Source organism: Pelomonas lactea (genome assembly GCF_043555885.1).
GTDB lineage: Bacteria > Pseudomonadota > Gammaproteobacteria > Burkholderiales > Burkholderiaceae_C > Pelomonas > Pelomonas lactea.
The window spans coordinates 77,460-94,175 of sequence record NZ_JBIGHX010000010.1; the positions used below are offsets into that span (position 1 = coordinate 77,460).

The 16,716-nt window shown below is 69.2% G+C and carries 11 protein-coding genes; 4 read left to right on the forward strand and 7 right to left on the reverse strand.

Translation table 11 applies throughout. The features are described 5' to 3' along the window. Window positions 1-31: 31 nt before the first annotated feature. Window positions 32-3,043: a TonB-dependent receptor domain-containing protein gene (locus tag ACG04Q_RS22835; RefSeq protein WP_394513820.1), complete on the reverse strand. Its 3,012-nt coding sequence runs from the start codon at window positions 3,041-3,043 to the stop codon at window positions 32-34. A 450-nt stretch (window positions 3,044-3,493) separates the two neighbouring features. On the opposite strand from ACG04Q_RS22835, the gene ACG04Q_RS22840 reads away from it, so the two are divergent. Then, a complete protein-coding gene (locus ACG04Q_RS22840) occupies window positions 3,494-4,156 on the forward strand; it encodes an alpha/beta hydrolase family protein (protein WP_394513821.1) in 663 nt (220 codons plus the stop codon). Here the strand turns inward: ACG04Q_RS22840 and ACG04Q_RS22845 are convergent, their stop codons facing one another. From ACG04Q_RS22845 to ACG04Q_RS22855, 3 genes are all read right to left on the reverse strand, one after another. Continuing rightward, a complete protein-coding gene (locus ACG04Q_RS22845; RefSeq protein ID WP_394513822.1) occupies window positions 4,157-5,878 on the reverse strand; it encodes a M14 family metallopeptidase in 1,722 nt (573 codons plus the stop codon). It abuts the gene before it with no gap. Between the two features lie 114 nt (window positions 5,879-5,992). Continuing rightward, on the reverse strand, window positions 5,993-6,751 hold the full coding sequence (locus ACG04Q_RS22850) for a LytR/AlgR family response regulator transcription factor (protein ID WP_394513823.1): 759 nt from the start codon (window positions 6,749-6,751) through the stop codon (window positions 5,993-5,995). Continuing rightward, window positions 6,748-7,794, reverse strand: coding sequence for a sensor histidine kinase (locus tag ACG04Q_RS22855; protein ID WP_394513824.1), 1,047 nt, complete (start codon window positions 7,792-7,794; stop codon window positions 6,748-6,750). Before ACG04Q_RS22855 ends, ACG04Q_RS22850 begins: the two co-directional genes overlap by 4 nt. A gap of 117 nt (window positions 7,795-7,911) precedes the next feature. Here ACG04Q_RS22855 and ACG04Q_RS22860 point away from each other — a divergent pair, with 117 nt between their 5' ends. From ACG04Q_RS22860 to pcaF, 3 genes are read left to right on the forward strand one after another with little or no spacing between them, the layout of a single operon-like run. Continuing rightward, complete coding sequence (locus tag ACG04Q_RS22860; RefSeq protein ID WP_394513825.1) at window positions 7,912-8,709, forward strand: enoyl-CoA hydratase-related protein; 798 nt, start codon at window positions 7,912-7,914, stop codon at window positions 8,707-8,709. After that, complete coding sequence (locus ACG04Q_RS22865; RefSeq protein WP_394513827.1) at window positions 8,706-10,157, forward strand: 3-hydroxyacyl-CoA dehydrogenase; 1,452 nt, start codon at window positions 8,706-8,708, stop codon at window positions 10,155-10,157. Before ACG04Q_RS22860 ends, ACG04Q_RS22865 begins: the two co-directional genes overlap by 4 nt. Before the next feature lie 19 nt (window positions 10,158-10,176). Then, window positions 10,177-11,379: a 3-oxoadipyl-CoA thiolase gene (pcaF, locus tag ACG04Q_RS22870; RefSeq protein ID WP_394513828.1), complete on the forward strand. Its 1,203-nt coding sequence runs from the start codon at window positions 10,177-10,179 to the stop codon at window positions 11,377-11,379. 153 nt (window positions 11,380-11,532) lie between these two features. Here the strand turns inward: pcaF and ACG04Q_RS22875 are convergent, their stop codons facing one another. The 3 genes from ACG04Q_RS22875 to ACG04Q_RS22885 form a co-directional block, all read right to left on the reverse strand. Continuing rightward, on the reverse strand, window positions 11,533-12,771 hold the full coding sequence (locus ACG04Q_RS22875; protein WP_394513829.1) for an NAD(P)/FAD-dependent oxidoreductase: 1,239 nt from the start codon (window positions 12,769-12,771) through the stop codon (window positions 11,533-11,535). A 10-nt stretch (window positions 12,772-12,781) separates the two neighbouring features. Next, entirely contained in the window at window positions 12,782-13,516 is a 735-nt protein-coding gene (locus ACG04Q_RS22880) for a 2OG-Fe(II) oxygenase (RefSeq protein WP_394513830.1), read from the reverse strand. Window positions 13,517-13,585: 69 nt separating this feature from the next. Further along, a complete protein-coding gene (locus tag ACG04Q_RS22885) occupies window positions 13,586-16,663 on the reverse strand; it encodes a TonB-dependent receptor domain-containing protein (RefSeq protein WP_394513832.1) in 3,078 nt (1,025 codons plus the stop codon). Between the last annotated feature and the right edge of the window lie 53 nt (window positions 16,664-16,716).

Genomic DNA, 16,716 nt, shown 5'->3' on the forward strand with positions numbered 1-16,716 from the left:
GTGGCTGCCAGGGCGTGGGAGCGTTAGCCGATCAGAACGTCTTCTGGACGTTCATGAAGAAGCGGCGGCCCTGCAGGTCCATGCCGCTGTACAGCGGCGCATTGCCGATGCGGTTGGAGCCGAAGGTCGTGACCGCGGAGATCTGCGGCGGGTTCTTGTCGGCGATGTTGCGAACGCCGGCCGTGACCTTCCACTTGCTGACCGAGTCGCTGTAGGACAGCGACACCGAGTGCAGGAAGTAGTTGGGCGTGTCGATCTTGTACGCGGCGGTGGCGGGGTTGATGCCGTAGTAGCCGTAGTTCGACATCTTGCCGACCCACTCCAGGCCGTAGAAGACGTTCCAGCCCTTGACCGTGTAGTTCACGTCCATCGCGCCCGACCAGGCCGGCGAGCCCAGCGTGCCGTTGGTGTCGTCCAGCAGGTCCTCGGCGAACAGCTTGTTGGACTGCTCCTTGAACTCGGTGGCCGTCATGTTGACGCGCAGTTTGCCGGGGCCCACTTCGTTGGTGTAGCGGACGCTGAAGTCATAGCCACGCACAACGTCGGTGGCCAGGTTCACGTAGCTGTTGTTCACCGACAGCGCGTTGTTGCCCGGGTTGCGGGTCACGAGGCGGCAGAAGCCGCCACCGGCGCGGAACTGCGGATCGTCGTAGCACTTGCTCAGGATGTTGCCGGTGCCGACGCGCGACACGCCGTTGTCCACCTTGATGTCGAAGCGGTCGACGGCCAGCGACAGGTCACCCCAGCCGGTCGGCAGGCCCGGTTGCAGGATGATGCCCCACGACGAGTTGCGCGACGTTTCCGCGGCCAGGCCCGACGTCGCGCCACCGGAGGTGATCGACGTGATGCTGTTCACCTGCTGGAAGTTGGTCGGCAGGCCTTCGCTGGCGCAGTTGGCGGCGCGCACGGCACCCTTGGTGGTGTAGTCGTTGCAGGGGTCGCCCGACGACGTCAGGAAGCCCGTCGTCGCGCCGACGAACTGCTCGAACAGCGCCGGAGCACGGTACGAGGTGCCGCTGGTGCCACGCAGCGAGATCCAGCCTGCCGGCGCCCACAGCGCGCCGATCTTGTGGGTGGAGTCCGAGCCGTAGGACTTGTAGTCCGCACGGCGGATGGAGGCGTTCAGCGTCAGCTCCTTGGCCATCGTCAGGCCTTTGAGCACCGGCACTTCGAACTCGGCGAACACGTCGGTGGCGTTGTCGCTGCCACGCGTCGGCGAGCCCGAGGTGAAGTTGTAGATGTTCGCGTTCTGCATGGCTTCCGACGGCGTGTCGTCGATGGAGGCCTTGCGGAACTCGGCACCGAACGCGGCCTTCAGGTCGCCGTAGGGCAGCTTGAACAGCGAGCCGGTCGTGGACGCCGTGACCACCGTTTCCTTGTACTTCGTGTTGCCGACGAAGTTGCCGTACACGAAGCCCAGCCAGGCCGACGGCAGCTTGCCGCCGATGACGTCGGCGGTCAGCGCCGGTGCGGCCACGCAGCCGTTGGCGGTGTTGACGCAGTTGAAGCCGCCGCTGCCGTTGGAGACGACGTTCAGGCTCTGCGCCAGGCGGTCGGTCGCGAAACCGTCGAAGGTGTAGGAGCCGCTGCTCTCGGCATGCACCACCGAGAGGTCATAGTCCCAGTTGATCTTGGCGAACGAACCGCGCAGGCCGGCGGTGACGCGCTTGAAGTCCACTTCCTGGCTGGAGTAGCTGTTGCCCGCGCCGATGAAGCCGCGCACGCCCAGGGGGGCACCATTGGTGAGGGCGGTAGAAGCAGTCTGGATCTGGCTGAACTGCAGGTTGGCCGGGATCAGCGGGCTGCCCTTGGCATAGTCCAGCGACAGCTGGCGGAAGCCGACCTGCGACGACTCGCGGCGGTTGAACAGCAGTTCCGCGTACAGCTCGGCGTCGCCCAGCGCGGGCAGGTCCATCGCGCCTTCGGCGTAGAAGTTGTGGTTGCGGATCGGCGACATCAGCGTGTTGTTCAGCACGCGCTTGTCGAACGTGTCGCGCACGTACAGGCTGGTGGTCTGGCCACCGCCGACGCCTTCGTAGCCGACCAGGCCGGTCGTCACGTTGGCGTTCGGGCGCCAGCGGTTGAACGTGGTGCCGATGGCGTTGGTGGCGCCGACGCCGGTGAAGTTGCTGGTGCCCAGCGTGTTGATCGTCACGCCGTTTTCACCGGTCAGGCCGGTGGGGTAGCACTTGGGCTTGCCGGTGGCGGGATCGATGTAGTCGGCGCTGCCCCACTCACCGACGACGCCGTTGGCCACGGTGCGCTGGTAGGTGGTGTTGCAGCTGGTCCAGTCGCGCTGGCCCAGGGTCTGCGCGCGGTTGTCGTTGAAGTTGTACGACGCCAGCACGCGGAAGTTGTCCTTGATCAGGCCGCCGGCGATGGAGAAGTTGTAGGTGTTGCCGCCACCGTGCTCGGTTGCGGTCATGCCGCCGTCCACGCGGATGGAGTCCAGGTCCTTGCGGGTGATGATGTTGATCACACCGGCCACGGCGTCGGAACCGTAGATGGACGAGGCGCCGTCCTTCAGCACTTCGATGCGGTCGACGATGGAATTGGGCAGCACGTTCAGGTCGACGGCGCCGACCGAGCCGCGGGTGCCGGACGGCGACAGGCGGCGGCCGTTCAGCAGCACCAGCGAGCGGGTCGGGGCGAAGCCGCGCAGGCCGATGGTGTTGGCGCCGGGGCCGCCGTCGGTGACGTAGCCGCCGTAGGCCGCGTTGATCTGGCCTTGGCCGCCGGTCACGGACGTGCTCTGCAGCACCTGCGCCGTCGACGTGAAGCCGGCCAGCGCGGCGTCTTCGTTCTTGATGACCAGGATGGGTGCGGGCGAGCTGAACGCGTCGCGCTTGATGCGCGAGCCGGACGTGACGACGACGGTGTCCAGCTTCGTGGGTTCGCTTTTCGCCGGGGCCTCGACGGTAGTGGCCGGCTTATTGTCGGCCGGGGTTTGTTGCGCCGCAGCATTCTGAGCCAGGATCAGGCCGAGAACTGCCAGGGCGATGGGTTTGTGAACAGGTTTGAAACCGGAGGATTGGGTGGGCATAAAAGGGTCCGTCAGTGGGGTACGTCTACGAACCATCCGCCACCCGGGTACGGCGGCGCAGCCTGCGGCTCGTCAACGAAGTTTGATGCTAGGGGGTGGCCTTCGTTACATGTGAGCATCAGCGCCGACCTAGGGTCATTCCCGACCGCTCGGACGACTCATCGTTACAGCATTGTTGCGATTGACCAACAAACTTCATCGACCGCTCGGTCGGCTGATTCCAACTTGCGCGATCGGTGCTGAACGGTGATGACTTGCTGGTGAAAATAAACATAAACCTTCGCATACTGGAAATCGTCTGAATAAACGCGGCGAACGCACGCGCTTTGACGGTGCTCGCGAACAATCTCGTCGTTGGTATTTCTTACAGGGTCGACAAATACCTTTCACAAGGTTCCGGCGCTCTTTGACAGGTTTGGAAAAATTCACCACGGCGTCGAAAATGGCCGGATGAGTTCCCCGCACGACGCTCCCGACCTGCTGTTCGCGCTGTTGCCCGACAGCGGCATTGCCCCCGATGGCCCCGACACCCTGGAGCCGCTGGCGGCAGCGCTGCAGGCGCAGTACCCACGCGCGGTCACCCTGAACCTGCACCCGCCGTTGCGTGACGTGCAGGGACGCTGCCGCTGGTGGGCTGGCGACGCACCCAGCCCTGACGGCGTGGCCGCGGCGCTGCCCCACCTGATGGAGCGCCTGCGCCTGGAGGCCGCCAGGCTGGACCTGCCCTGGCAGCGCGTGGCCCTGGCCGGCGTGGGCGACGGCGCGCTGCTGGCGCTGGAGGCCGTGCAGGCCCAGCCCGCGCTGGTGGGCCGCGTGCTGGCGCTGGCGGGCGGCTATCTGTCGCGGCCCGAGCATGCGCCGCAGGATGTCTGCGTGCATCTGGTGCACGGGTTGGCGGACCAGCGCTTCCCGTACCGGCATGTCGTCGACGCGGCCCAGGCGCTGGTGGACCTGGGCGCCGACGTGACGGCCGACCTGCTGCCGCATCTGGACCATGGCCTGCACCCGGCGCTGATCGCCAAGGCCATGGAGCAGCTGCGCACCTTCATCCCCGCGCGGTTGTGGCGCGAGGCGGTGATTGCCGCCCAGGAGAGCGAGCGGCCCGTGGGCTGATCAGTCCAGCACGATCTCGGTCCGGACGACGCCGGCCCTCTCCGCGCTCGCGCTGAGTGCCAGCCGCGTGCCCACCGGCGCGCGCACCACCCACTCGGCCACGGCGCGGTCGCCGGTGGCCTGGCGGTTGGCCAGGAAGGCCAGCTGGCTCTGCTTGGGGCCATGGCCTTCCAGCTGCGGGCCTTCCATGCGCTCCTTGCCGCTGACGAGGCTGATGCTCGGGTCGCCCGACGGCATGTGGATCTCGAACATGACGCCGCGCACGGTCTTGCGCTCCAGCGCGCGCTGCGTCACGTAGGCCGGCAGGTAGCCGGCGTTGGCCACGGCCAGGCGCACGCGCCACATGTCCGGGCCCAGCGCGCGCACCTCGGTGCGGATCAGCTCCAGCCTGGGCAGGCTCATCGCGATCTGCGTCATCCACGCCGGGAATCGCGCGGCCTCGCGCTCGCGCAGCGCGGGCGGCGGGTTGCGCCAGTAGTTCATCTTGTCCCAGCCGCCGATCTCGACGGCGCCCAGCTGCGGGTGCTGGAACGGCGTCCAGTCCACGTGCGCCTGGCCGCCGCACTGCTCGTCGCTCCACTTCAGCAACCGCAGGTCGTCCTCCACCGGGTGGCTGCGGTACCAGTCGATCCAGCCGGTGCTGTCGTCCACGCCGGCCTCCTTCTTGGGCGACCACAGCTCGACCACCCAGAACAGCGCGCCCAGGTGCTCGTAGACCCAGTCCTGCGTGCCGGTGATGACGTCCTTGGGGTGGTAGCGGAAGTCCTCGTAGATGCTGATCGCGGGGTAGCCGGTGTGCTTCTCGCCGAGCGCCGAGAACTGCTGGAACAGCCACAGGTCCTCGGGCGTCATGTCCTTGTCGCTGCGCGTGCCGCAGGGGCGCAGGATGACGCCGCTGTGCGTGTGGAAGCTCAGCGCCGCGCCGATGTTGGGATGGCCGGTGATGAACTCGACCATCGCGCGCACCTCGGGTTCGCTGGTCGGGTAGGGGCCGGCGCCCAGCTGCTGGTACTCCTGGCGCCACTCGCCGGGAAAGTTGCGGTTCAGGTCCAGCCCTTCCCGGTCGGGGTTGACCTTCACGGTCAGGCCATCGTGGTGCTTGATAAAGCCTTCGGGGATGAGGCGGTAGTACTCGCCGCCGTGTTCGCCGGGCTCGCGCGGCACCATCAGCCGCGGGTCGCCGGCGTGCTTCTTGTAGCCGCCGTGCGGGTCGGGCACGCGCATGGTCAGGATGCGGCCATCGCCGTCCACGTCCTCCACCGTCAGGCCGTCGACCGGCTCCTCGGTGTAGGGGTAGGCGCGGGTGGAGCTGCGGATGTGGCGCGGCCGGTCGGCCAGCGCCAGCTCGGCACCATCGGGGTTCAGGCGCGGCACGAGGTACAGCGTGCGCGTGTCCAGCAGGCGGTTGACCTGCTGGGCCTCGGGCGATGTGCCGCCATGCTGCGTCAGCAGCTGGTGCAGGTAGTACAGGCAGGTCGTCGACGCGGTCAGCTCGGCCGCGTGGATGTTGCCGTCCACCCACAGCGCGGGCTTGTCGATGTCCATCCCGCTGGCCAGGTTGGTGACGACGACCACCCAGATGTCGCGGCCCTCGTAGCTCTTGCCGATGGAGCGCACCGACACAAGGTTGGGGCGGGCTTCCGCGTAGGCGAACAGCAGGGCGGTGAGTTCGTCGTGGCGGTAGAAGTGGTCGAAGCGGGGGCTGGGCAGGGCGGCGGGCATGGGGGCTTCTCTGGTGGCGGCCCCTCCCTATTTTTTGGGGGGCCTTGTCGGTGGCGCGGATTCTCCGAACTGGACTCCGCGGATTTGCAAGGGTTTGCCCCAGGCCTGGAAGATCTACTGGCCTTTGAAGAGCGCCTGGAACTGGCGCGACACCGGCAGCCGCTCGTCGCGGCCGCGCAGCGTGACGACCATGGTGCCCTCGTCGACGCGGATGGCCTTGGCGATGCAGCGGCTGTTGACGAGCACGCTGCGGTGGATCTGCCAGAACAGGTCGGGGTCCAGCTGCGTCAGCAGCTCGCGCAGCGGCGTGCGGATCAGCGCCTCGCCGCCCTGGTGCACGACGCGGGTGTAGCGCGCATCGGCCTCGAAGTAGAAGACCTCGTCGGGCGGGATCAGCTGCACCTCGCGGCCGATGCTGGCCTGGATGGGGCGCGGCGCGGGCCGGGACTGGGGCAGGCTGGCCAGCAGCCGCTGCAGCGCGCCGACATCGGCCGCCGGCTTGGCCAGCCGCGTGCGCAGACGGGCCAGCGTCTGCGCCAGCCGCTCGTCGTCCACCGGCTTGAGCACATAGTCCACCGCGCCGGCGTCGAAGGCGGCCAGCGCGTGGTCGTCGAAGGCCGTCACGAAGACGATCAGTGGCGGCGCCGCCAGCGTCGACAACCGGCGCGCCACGTCCAGCCCGGTCAGGCCCGGCATGCGGATGTCCAGGAAGGCGATGGCCGGCTCGTGGGCCAGGCAGTCGTCCCAGGCTTCCACGCCGTTGGCGCTGGCCGCCACCAGGCTCAGCTCGGGCCACAGCCGCGAGAGCGCGGCGCGCAGCTGTTCGCGCGGGGCTTCCTCGTCGTCGGCGATCAGGGCGGTGATGGAGGTCATAGCGTCAGCGTGGCGAGGCAGCCGGGTTGGGTGTCGGTCAGCGTGAGCGAGGCGGCCGGGTGGGCCTGCTGCAGGCGGCGGCGGGTGTTGGCCAGCCCCACGCCGTCGGCCCAGCCGGGGGCCAGGCCGGGGCCGTCGTCCTGCACGGTGAGCTGCAGCCGCTTGTCGTCGCGCCGCGCGGCAATGCGCAGATGGCCGCCGCGCAGCTGTGGCTCGATGCCGTGGGCAATCGCGTTCTCCACCAGCGTCAGCACGATGCCGGGCGGCAGCTCGGCCACCGCGTCGTCGGGCACGTCGATGTCGACCGTGAGGCGCGCGCCCAGGCGCGCCTGCATGATGGCCAAGTAGCGTCGCACCATCGCCATCTCGTCGCCCAGCGGCTGCAGCTCGCGCTCGAACATCGGCAACGTGGCGCGCAGGTAGGCCGTGAAGTCGCGCAGCAGTGGCGCGGCCCGGGCGTCGCCGGTGTCCACCCAGTGCTGCAGCGAGGCCAGCGTGTTGAACAGGAAGTGTGGCTGGATCTGCGCCGCCGCCAGCCGCGTGGACAGGCGCAGCGCCGCGTCGCGGTCGGCCAGCTCGCGCAGCCGCGCCTCGATCTGCTCGACGCGGTACAGCGTCAGGATCCACCAGCCGGACAGCACGGCCGTCATCACGGCCAGCATCAGCGGCAGGCGGTCCTCCAGCTGCTCGCGCATGCCGTGCCGCACGGCCAGCATCGCGCTGACGAAGAGGCCGGCGCAGACGCCGTAGGACGCGGCGTTGAGCCGTGCCCGGGTGGGCGCCCGCCACAGCCAGCGCGCCACGGCCAGCGTCGCCCAGCCCACGCCCAGCGCGACCGGCCACAGCCAGCCCGAGCGGTGGTTGGCGTACACGGCCAGCACGAGGATGAGGTTGACGTAGGCGTACTGGTCGATGCCTTGGGGCCAGGGCTGGCCGCCGGCGCGGGCCATCTCGTCGGCCGTGAACACGCGACGCGGACCGGGGTACAGCCACTGCGACCAGTCGGTGCAGATCCAGCGGCGCAGGGCGGAGGGCTCGGGCATGGCGCGCAGTCTAGGAGGCAGGCCGGGCGGGCCGGCGGCTGCGGCGGCGAATGGCGGAACGGGGCGGGTGGATGGTTAGTCGACCGAGCGGTCGGGAAAGGTGCAGAATGCCGGTCCATGCCTTCCTGGACTGCGCTTGATCTTGATCGCCGTGCCCGCGGCGTGGCTGTGCTGACGATGAACCGGCCGGCCGTGTTCAATGCCTTCGACGAGGTGCTCATCGCCGATCTGGACGACGCCTTTGCCACGCTGGGCGCGGACGCCGGCGTGCGCGTCATCGTGCTGGCCGGCGCTGGCAAGCACTTCAGCGCCGGCGCCGACCTGCAGTGGATGCAGCGTGCCGCGGCCGCCTCGCAGGACGACAACCTCGCCGACGCGCGCCGCTTCGCGGCCATGCTGGCGCGCATCGCCGACTGCCCCAAACCGACGCTGGCCCGCGTGCAGGGCGCGGCCCTGGGCGGCGGCGTGGGGCTGGTGGCCGCGTGCGACCTGGCCGTCGCGTCCGAGGCCGCGAGCTTCTCGGTCAGCGAAGCCAAGATGGGCATCCTGCCCGCCGTCATCGGCCCGCACCTTGTCAATGCGGTGGGGCTGCGTGAGGCGCGACGGCTGGCCCTGACCGCCAGCCGCATCGACGCCGCCGAGGCGCTGCGCGTGGGCCTGGTGCAGCGCGTGGCGCCGGCCGACGGGCTGGACGCCGCCGTCGACGCCTGCGTGACCGACCTGCTGGCCTGCGGGCCGCAGGCTCAGGCCGAAATCAAGCAGCTCTACGCGCGCCTGGCGCCCGGCCTCGTGACTGCCGACGTGCGCGAGCTGACGGCGCAGACGATTGCCCGCGTGCGCACCACGCCCGAGGCCCGCGAAGGCTTCGCCGCCTTCCTGGGCAAACGCCCCCCGAACTGGAGCGCTCCCGAATGAACCTCGACAACGCCCGCCTGCTCGTCGTCGGCGCCGGCCTGATGGGCGCCGGCATCGCGCAGGTCGCCGCGCAGGCCGGCCACGACGTGCTGCTGTTCGACACCCGCGACGGCGCGGCCGACGCGGCCAAGGCCAAGCTGGCGCAGACGCTGGATGGCCTGGCCGCCAAGGGCAAGCTCACGGCCGAGGCGGTGGCCGCGACGCTGGCGCGCATCACGCCGGTGGCCTCGCTGCAACCGGCGGAGCTGGTCATCGAGGCCATCGTCGAGAACCTGGACGTGAAGCGGGCGCTGTTCGCCGAGCTGGAGGCGCTGCTGGCCGACGACGCGGTCATCGCCACCAACACCTCGTCCATTTCCGTGACGGCGCTGGCCCGTGGCATGAAGCGGCCCGAGCGCCTGGTCGGCATGCACTTCTTCAACCCGGTACCGTTGATGAAGCTGGTGGAGGTGGTGTCGGGGCTGGGCACCGATTCGCACGTGGCGCAGGCCATCGCCACGCTGGCCGCGCGCTGGGGCAAGACGCCGGTGCACACCCGCTCCACGCCGGGCTTCATCGTCAACCGCATCGCGCGGCCGTACTACGCCGAGGCGCTGATGCTGCTGCAGGAGCGTGCCGCCACGCCCGAGGTCATCGACGCGGTCCTCCGCGCCGCGGGCTTCCGCATGGGCCCGTGCGAGCTGATGGACCTGATCGGCCACGACACCAACTTCGCGGTGACGAACTCGGTGTTCGCCGCCAACTTCTTCGACCGGCGCTTCACGCCGTCGCTGGTGCAGCAGGAGCTGGTGGATGCGGGCTACCTGGGCCGCAAGACCGGGCGGGGCTTCTACCGCTACCCGGAAGGCGCGCCCGCCGTTCCGGTCGCCGGCTTTGACACGCCCACCGCGCAGCGCCTGGTGGTGCATGGCCAGGGCTTCGTGGCCGACCGCTTCGCGGCCGTCTTCCCGCAGGCCGAGCGCCAGACGCTCAGCGACTGGGTGGGCCTGGAGGCCGACCGGGCGCAGATCCGCCTGACCGACGGCCGCACCGCGCGCGAGATCGCGGCCGAGCGCGACCTGCAGGCGCCGGTGGTGGTGTTCGACCTGCCGCTGGGCGAACCTGCGCACCTGGCCTATGCCAAGTCGGGCAATTTCAACGCGCCGGTGGCCTGGCTCGCCGCTGCGGGCTTCCAGCCGGTGGAGATGGTGGACGTGCCGGGCCTCATCGTGGCTCGCACCATCGCCATGCTCGTGAACGAAGCCAACGATGCCGTGCAGCAGGGCGTGTGCAGCGAGGAGGGCGCCGACGCCGCGATGAAGCTGGGCGTGAACTACCCCGCCGGTCCGTTCGAGTGGCAAGGGCGCTGGGGCGCGGCAGCCATCGTCGCGTTGCTCAACCGGCTGGACGCCTACCACCGCGGCGAACGCTACCGCGTGAGCCCTTACCTCCGCCTCACCACGTCGTGACCTGCTCAGGATCTGCACCATGACCCACGCCTTCATCTGCGACGCCATCCGCACCCCGTTCGGCCGCTACGGCGGCGCGCTGTCCAGCATCCGCACCGATGACCTCGCCGCGCTGCCGATCAAGGCGCTGATGGCGCGCAACGCCGGTGTCGACTGGGCGGCGGTGGAAGACGTCCTCTACGGCTGCGCCAACCAGGCCGGCGAGGACAACCGCAACGTCGCGCGCATGGCGGCGCTGCTGGCCGGGCTGCCCATCGACGTGCCCGGCGCCACCATCAACCGCCTGTGCGGCTCGGGCCTGGACGCCGTGGGCAGCGCCGCGCGCGCCATCCGCGCCGGCGAGGCCGGGCTGCTGATCGCCGGCGGCGTCGAGAGCATGAGCCGCGCGCCCTTCGTCATGCCCAAGGCCGAGTCGGCGTTCAGCCGCAGCAACGCGATCTACGACACCACCATCGGCTGGCGCTTCGTCAACAAGGCGATGAAGGCGGCCTACGGTGTGGACGCGATGCCCGAGACCGCCGAGAACGTGGCGCGTGACTTCGGCATCGAGCGTGAGGCGCAGGACCGCATGGCGCTGGCCTCGCAGACCAAGGCCATCGCCGCCCAGCAGCGCGGCTTTTTTGAGCGCGAGATCGTGCCGGTGGAGGTGCCGCAGAAGAAGGGCGAGGCGCTGCGCGTGACGCTGGACGAACATCCGCGCGAGACCAGCCTGGCGGCGCTGGCCAAGCTCAAGGGCGTCGTGACGCCCGACGGCAGCGTGACGGCCGGCAACGCCAGCGGCGTCAACGACGGTGCCTGCGCGCTGCTGCTGGCCAGCGAAGCGCAGGCCGCCCGCCACGGCCTCACGCCGCGCGCCCGCGTGGTGGGCATGGCCACGGCCGGCGTGGCGCCGCGCATCATGGGCATCGGCCCGGCGCCGGCCACGCGCAAGGTGCTGGCGCTGACCGGCCTGACGCTGGCGCAGATGGACGTCATCGAGCTGAACGAGGCCTTCGCCGCGCAAGGCCTGGCCGTGCTGCGCGACCTGGGCCTGGCCGACGACGACGCCCGCGTGAACCCCAACGGCGGCGCCATCGCGCTGGGCCACCCGCTGGGCGCCAGCGGCGCGCGGCTGGTGACGACGGCCGTCAACCAGCTGGAAGTGACCGGCGGCCGCTACGCGCTGTGCACGATGTGCATCGGCGTGGGGCAGGGGATCGCGCTCATCGTCGAGCGGGTTTGACGCGTTGGGTTCTGGCGGACCGGCGCCGGGCCGCCCCAAGCCGGCCCGTAGGCGATGTGCTTGCGGCTCGATGCCGCGAGCATCGCCGTCCCCAAGGGGGGCCGACCCGTGTGGCCGGCGTTCAGCCGGGCCAGACTGGGCGAGGGGCGTTGTTCACTCGAAGAAGAGCCGGCTGATGCCCTTGAAGCTGACGAGGTTGCCGGGGTTGCTCGTCTCGTTCAACACGCCGGCCATGCGCTTCAGCACGCGGGGGCTCTTCTTCGCGCGCCAGATCACCAGGTCTGCCAGCCAGGGATGGTCGTTGACGCGGTTGGCGGCCTCGTACAGCTTGAACTTGGGCTTCAGCGCCGCCAGGCCCGCTTCGTAGACCCGGCGGGCGGCGGCGTCGTCGTTGGCGTGCGCCAGCAGCGCGTCCGCGGCCAGCATGCCGGTCTCCAGCGCCTTGCCGATGCCTTCGCCGGTGAAGGAGTAGGTGGAGCCGGCCGCCTCGCCGGTGACGATGAGGCCGGGTCGCGTCCACTTGGCACCGGCCAGCGTGAACCGCAGCGGCGCGCCCTTCAGTTCACCCACCAGCTCGCCCACGCGCATCAGCTCGGCGGCGGGGGTGTACTTCTCGACGAAGGCGTCGAAGATGGCGCGCAGGTTGACGTCCCGCTTGCGGCCCTTGCCGTCGTCGTCGCGGTGCGAGTTGGTCACGCCCACGCCAATGTTGAAGTGGCCATCCGGCGCCGGGAAGATCCAGCCATAGCCCGGCCGCAGCGCCTTGTCCCAGACGACTTCCAGCGCCGTGATCCGGCCCACCATGGCCGGCGCCTTCACGTAGCCGCGCAGCGCCACGCCGCTGGGCGTGTGGCGCTCGCACATGCCGGCGGCCGTCAGCGCCTTGGGCACCGCGCCGGTGGCCAGCACCACCCACGGCGTGCGCACGTCGACGACCGCGTCGCCCTGCTTGAGCCGCGCGCCGACGACGCGGCCGGCCTCCTCCAGCGGTGCCTCGAAGCGCGCCTGCTCGAAACGCGCGCCGGCGTCGCGGGCCGCCTGCAGCAGCAGCGCGTCCAGCTGCTTGCGCGGCAGCACGGCCAGCGTGCCGGGCACGTCGATGCGCCCGCCGCGCGGGCCGACGCAGCCCACGTGCGACACGGGCTCGGCCCGCCGCATCACCGCCTCCAGCAGGCCCAGCCGGGCCAGCGCCTTGTGCGCGTCGGGGATGAGGCCGTCGCCGCAGGTCTTGTCGCGGCCGGGCGGCTGCTGGTCCACCAGCAGCACGTCCACGCCGGCCTGCGCCAGCACGCGGGCGCAGGCGCTGCCGGCGGGGCCGGCGCCGATGATGAGGACGCCGCAGTGCGTCGGCAGGGGAGCGGTGGAGTCGGGCATGCCAGGGGCGGGGTTCATGGAGCGGGCGCTATTTTCGGCGCGCCCAGCCCGTCACCGCGTAGCGCGGCTGCGGCGCGAACGGCGCCACCAGGCTGACCGAGTGGTCGCAGGGGATCTTGAACAGGTTCAGCGCGTTGAAGGCCGGCGTGAAGCCGCCGTCGACGTTGCCGTCGGCACCGTGGAACAGCAGCAGGCCGCCCCAGTCCGCGCGCCAGTCCGGGGTGAGGTTCAGCACGAAGGCCATCACGCGGCCCTTGCCGGCGACGTCGTCGTTGTGCATCGTCAGGAAGTGCCCCGGCCGGTAGCGCGTGACCTGCGCGTCGCAGAAGGCGATGGTGTCGTCGTCGGCCAGCTGGCGGCAGTGCTGCAGGAAGGGCGGCGCGTTCAGCGCGCGGTACAGCTCTGCCAGCGGGCCCGCGGTTAGCCGGCCGGCGTCCACCTCGTCGGACAGCCGGTAGGTGTCGAAGCAGTACTGGAAGCCCGCGGCGGCCCCGGCATGGACGAGTTCGGTGAACTTGGCGGCCTGCTCGGGCTGCAGCGTGGCCAGCTCTTCCAGTGACAGGTCCAGGCTCTTGGCGCCGCTGTTGACCGACAGCCGGAACGGTGCCTGCTCCGCGGCGGCACGGACCCGGGCTGCTGCCTCGTCGCGCAGCGCGGGCCGGATCTGCGTGCGGCCGGCCTCGCGCAGCCGCTGCCGGTGGGCAGCCAGGTCGATGCCGGCATCGGACAGCAGCACCATCGTGCCGGGGTCTTCGGTCGTCACGGTCTTGTTTCCTCGCGTTCAAAAAAAACGGCCGCATCGCTGCGGCCGTTTCGGGAGCCCGTGAGGACTTTAGTTGAAGGTCATGTTGGCCGTGACGAAGAAGCGGCGGCCCACGACGTCATACGTGGACGGGTCGGTGCCCGACTGCACGTTCGGCGAGTAGGTGCGCGGCTTCTGGTCCAGCAGGTTGTTCACGCCGGCACGGACGACCATGCCCTTCGTGAACTCGTAGCTGCCACCCAGGTCCCAGTACACGGTGGACGGCACACCCGTCAGGGCCTCGCCCGGGAAGAGCTTGGCCATGCGGTTGGTCATCGCGCCGATATAGCGCATGCGCAGGTCCACGCCGACGCTGTTCCACTTGTAGTTGGTGTTGATGGTGACCTTGTCCGTCGGGAAGGTCTGGCCCAGGCCAGCGCCGAAGTAGGCGATGGTGCCGGCGTAGTCCACCGAGGGCAGCAGCGACGTCGTCTTGGACTTGAAGTTCAGCAGATGGGTCCAGAAGCCCTGGACGTCCAGCTTGCCGGGGCCGACCTTGCCGGTCCAGCCCAGCGACAGGTCGATGCCCGACGTGTCGATCTTGCCTTCGTTGCTGCCGGCGAAGTTGCCGTCCGGATCCACGGTGTCATACGCGCCCACGATGGAGCTGCCCGAGCGCAGGATGGTCGCGCAGCTGGACTGCGTGGCCGAGTACGACGGGTTGCGGCCGTTGTAGTTGTAGCAGTCGGCGATGAACTCGTTGACGTCCGGCGACGCGATCGCGTCCTTGACCTTGATGCGGTAGTAGTCGGCCGTCGCGCGGAAGCCGCCGAACATGCTGTCGGCGCGCGGCGCCCACACCAGACCCAGGGTGACCGAGTTGGACGATTCCGGCTTCAGGTTCACGTTGCCGGTCGTGTTGGTCTCGGCTTGACCGCCGGGCGTGGCGACGAAGCTCGGGTTGGCCACACCGGTGGCTGCGCACAGCGTGCCCAGCTTGGCGGCGTCGGCGCCGGTCGTACGGCCCACGCTGTTGACCGAGCAGGGGTCGAAGAAGCTGGGGAAACCGCCACCGCCGTCGAACAGTTCGCCGAAGTTCGGGGCGCGCACCGAGTGCTGCAGCGAGCCGCGGGCACGCACTTCGTTGGTCGGCTTCCAGTCCAGGTTCGCGGCGAACGCGTTGGAGCGCGTCTTGGGCGTTTCCAGGTTCTTGATGAAGTCGCTCGCCTTGCTGCTGGAGTTGCGATAGGCCAGCGACAGGTTGGCGGACTTGGCCCAGGCCGTGTTGGATGCCAGGGGAATGGACAGCTCGGCGAAGATGTCGTCGAAGGCGTTGCGGGCCTTGGCAGGCGACTGCGAGTTGAAGCCGTAGATCGGGCCGGACGTGGCGCCCGGCTTCAGCTCGTAGTCGAAGCGGCGGGTTTCCAGACCGACCACCAGGCCCATCGGGCCGGCGGGCAGTTCGGTGATGTCGCCACTGACGAAGAACTGGCCGATGGTCTGCTTGAACTTCTGCGCCAGCGACGTGGGCAGCTGCAGCCAGGACACGCACTCGGCAGACAGCGCCTGGCGGCCGAACGGGTTCACACCGCCCGCGCACAGGCTCTTGCCGCCGTCGACGGCGCCGAAGGCGTCGGCCAGCTTCTGGGCGTTGATGTTGCCCAGCTGGTTCTGGTCGATCTTGGTGATGCCGTGCGAGACGGAACCTTCCCAGTTCCAGCCGGTGTTCAGGATCTCGCCCTTGGCGCCAGCCAGGTACTGCGTCACGTCGTTGGTGTACGTGTTGGTGCGCAGGCCCGCAGCGACGGTACGCCAGGCCATCGTGAACGGCTCGGCAGCGCCGGTGCCCACGAGGTTGGGGTCGTCGCCCGTGCGGCTGTTCAGCAGCGTCTTCAGGTCGGCAGGGATGAACACGTTGTTGGCGTTCACCAGCAGCGTCGTGCCGCGCTTGCCCGGCACGATGAAGGGGCTGACGATCTGCGTCGCGGCGGTCGTTTCACCCGGGGCGCGCCACGCGCCACCCGACACCGGCGTCGGTGCCAGCGCGGTGGTGGAGTTGTAGTTGGAGTTCGAGAACTTGCCGAAGACCTCGATGCCGTTGTTCAGCTGGTAATTCGCCTTGGCGGTGATCGAACGGCGCTGCATCGGCAGCACCAGGATATTCGCCGGGTCGAAGTTGTAGCTGTAGAAATCGGGGAAGAAACGGGTATTGACGCCCGCGTCGACCGGGTATTTCCAGTTCACGACATCCAGCGGCGAATTGAACAGGCCGGGATAGATCAGCGTGCCGTCGCTGTTGAACGAATGGGGGCTGGCGTTGGAAATCTGCGGGCCGGTATAGCCGTAGCCGGAATACAGCGAATTCACGACGGCCTGCGAGGGCAGATTGGCCGAGTTGGGCGCGAAACGACCTTCGGGCCACGACGTCGTCGTGCTGGTGGCCAGCGCCGCGAAATCACGCTGGCGCTTGTAGATCGCCTGGCGATCCATGTATTCAAGACCGATGACGGCGTTGCCGCGGTTGTCGGCGAAATTGCCGCCAAACAGCGCCTGGAACGTGCGCTCGCGGGCGTCACGGTTCTTGGTCGTGTTGGAGTAGCCGGCGCGCAGGTCCAGGCCCTGGAAGCGCTTCTTCAGCTTGATGTTGACCACACCGGCCACGGCGTCGGCGCCGTACACGGCTGCAGCGCCGCCGGAGATGATCTCGATGCTTTCCACCATCGCCATCGGGATGGTGTTGATGTCCACCGTCTGGTCCGATGCCGACACCATGGGGCGGCGGCCGTCGATCAGGACGAGGTTGCGGTTGCTGCCCAGGCCGCGCAGGTCGATGTTCGACTGGCCGCCGTTGCCGGGGTTGTTGGAACTGGTCGTGCCGGCGGGGTTGACCTGCGGCAGCGTGTTCAGGAAGGTTTCCAGCGTGACGTCCTGGTTCGCCTGCAGTTCAGCGGCGGTGATCGTCACGGTGGGGCTGGCAGCCTCCAGGTCGAGTTTCTTGAGGCGGCTGCCGGTAATTTCAACACGCTCCAGCGTCTGTTGTTGCTGGGCGAATGCCGGAATTGCCAGGGTTGCGAGGCACGCTAGTGACGCAGCGCTCACAATATTTCGTTTGAACATAGTGACTCCAAGATGGGCGAGTATTGAATGCAATACCGATACTCGCCACATCAGGATCACCGAAGTGGCGAGGCGCAGGCAGTGTGAAGGAAGACACCCCCTGC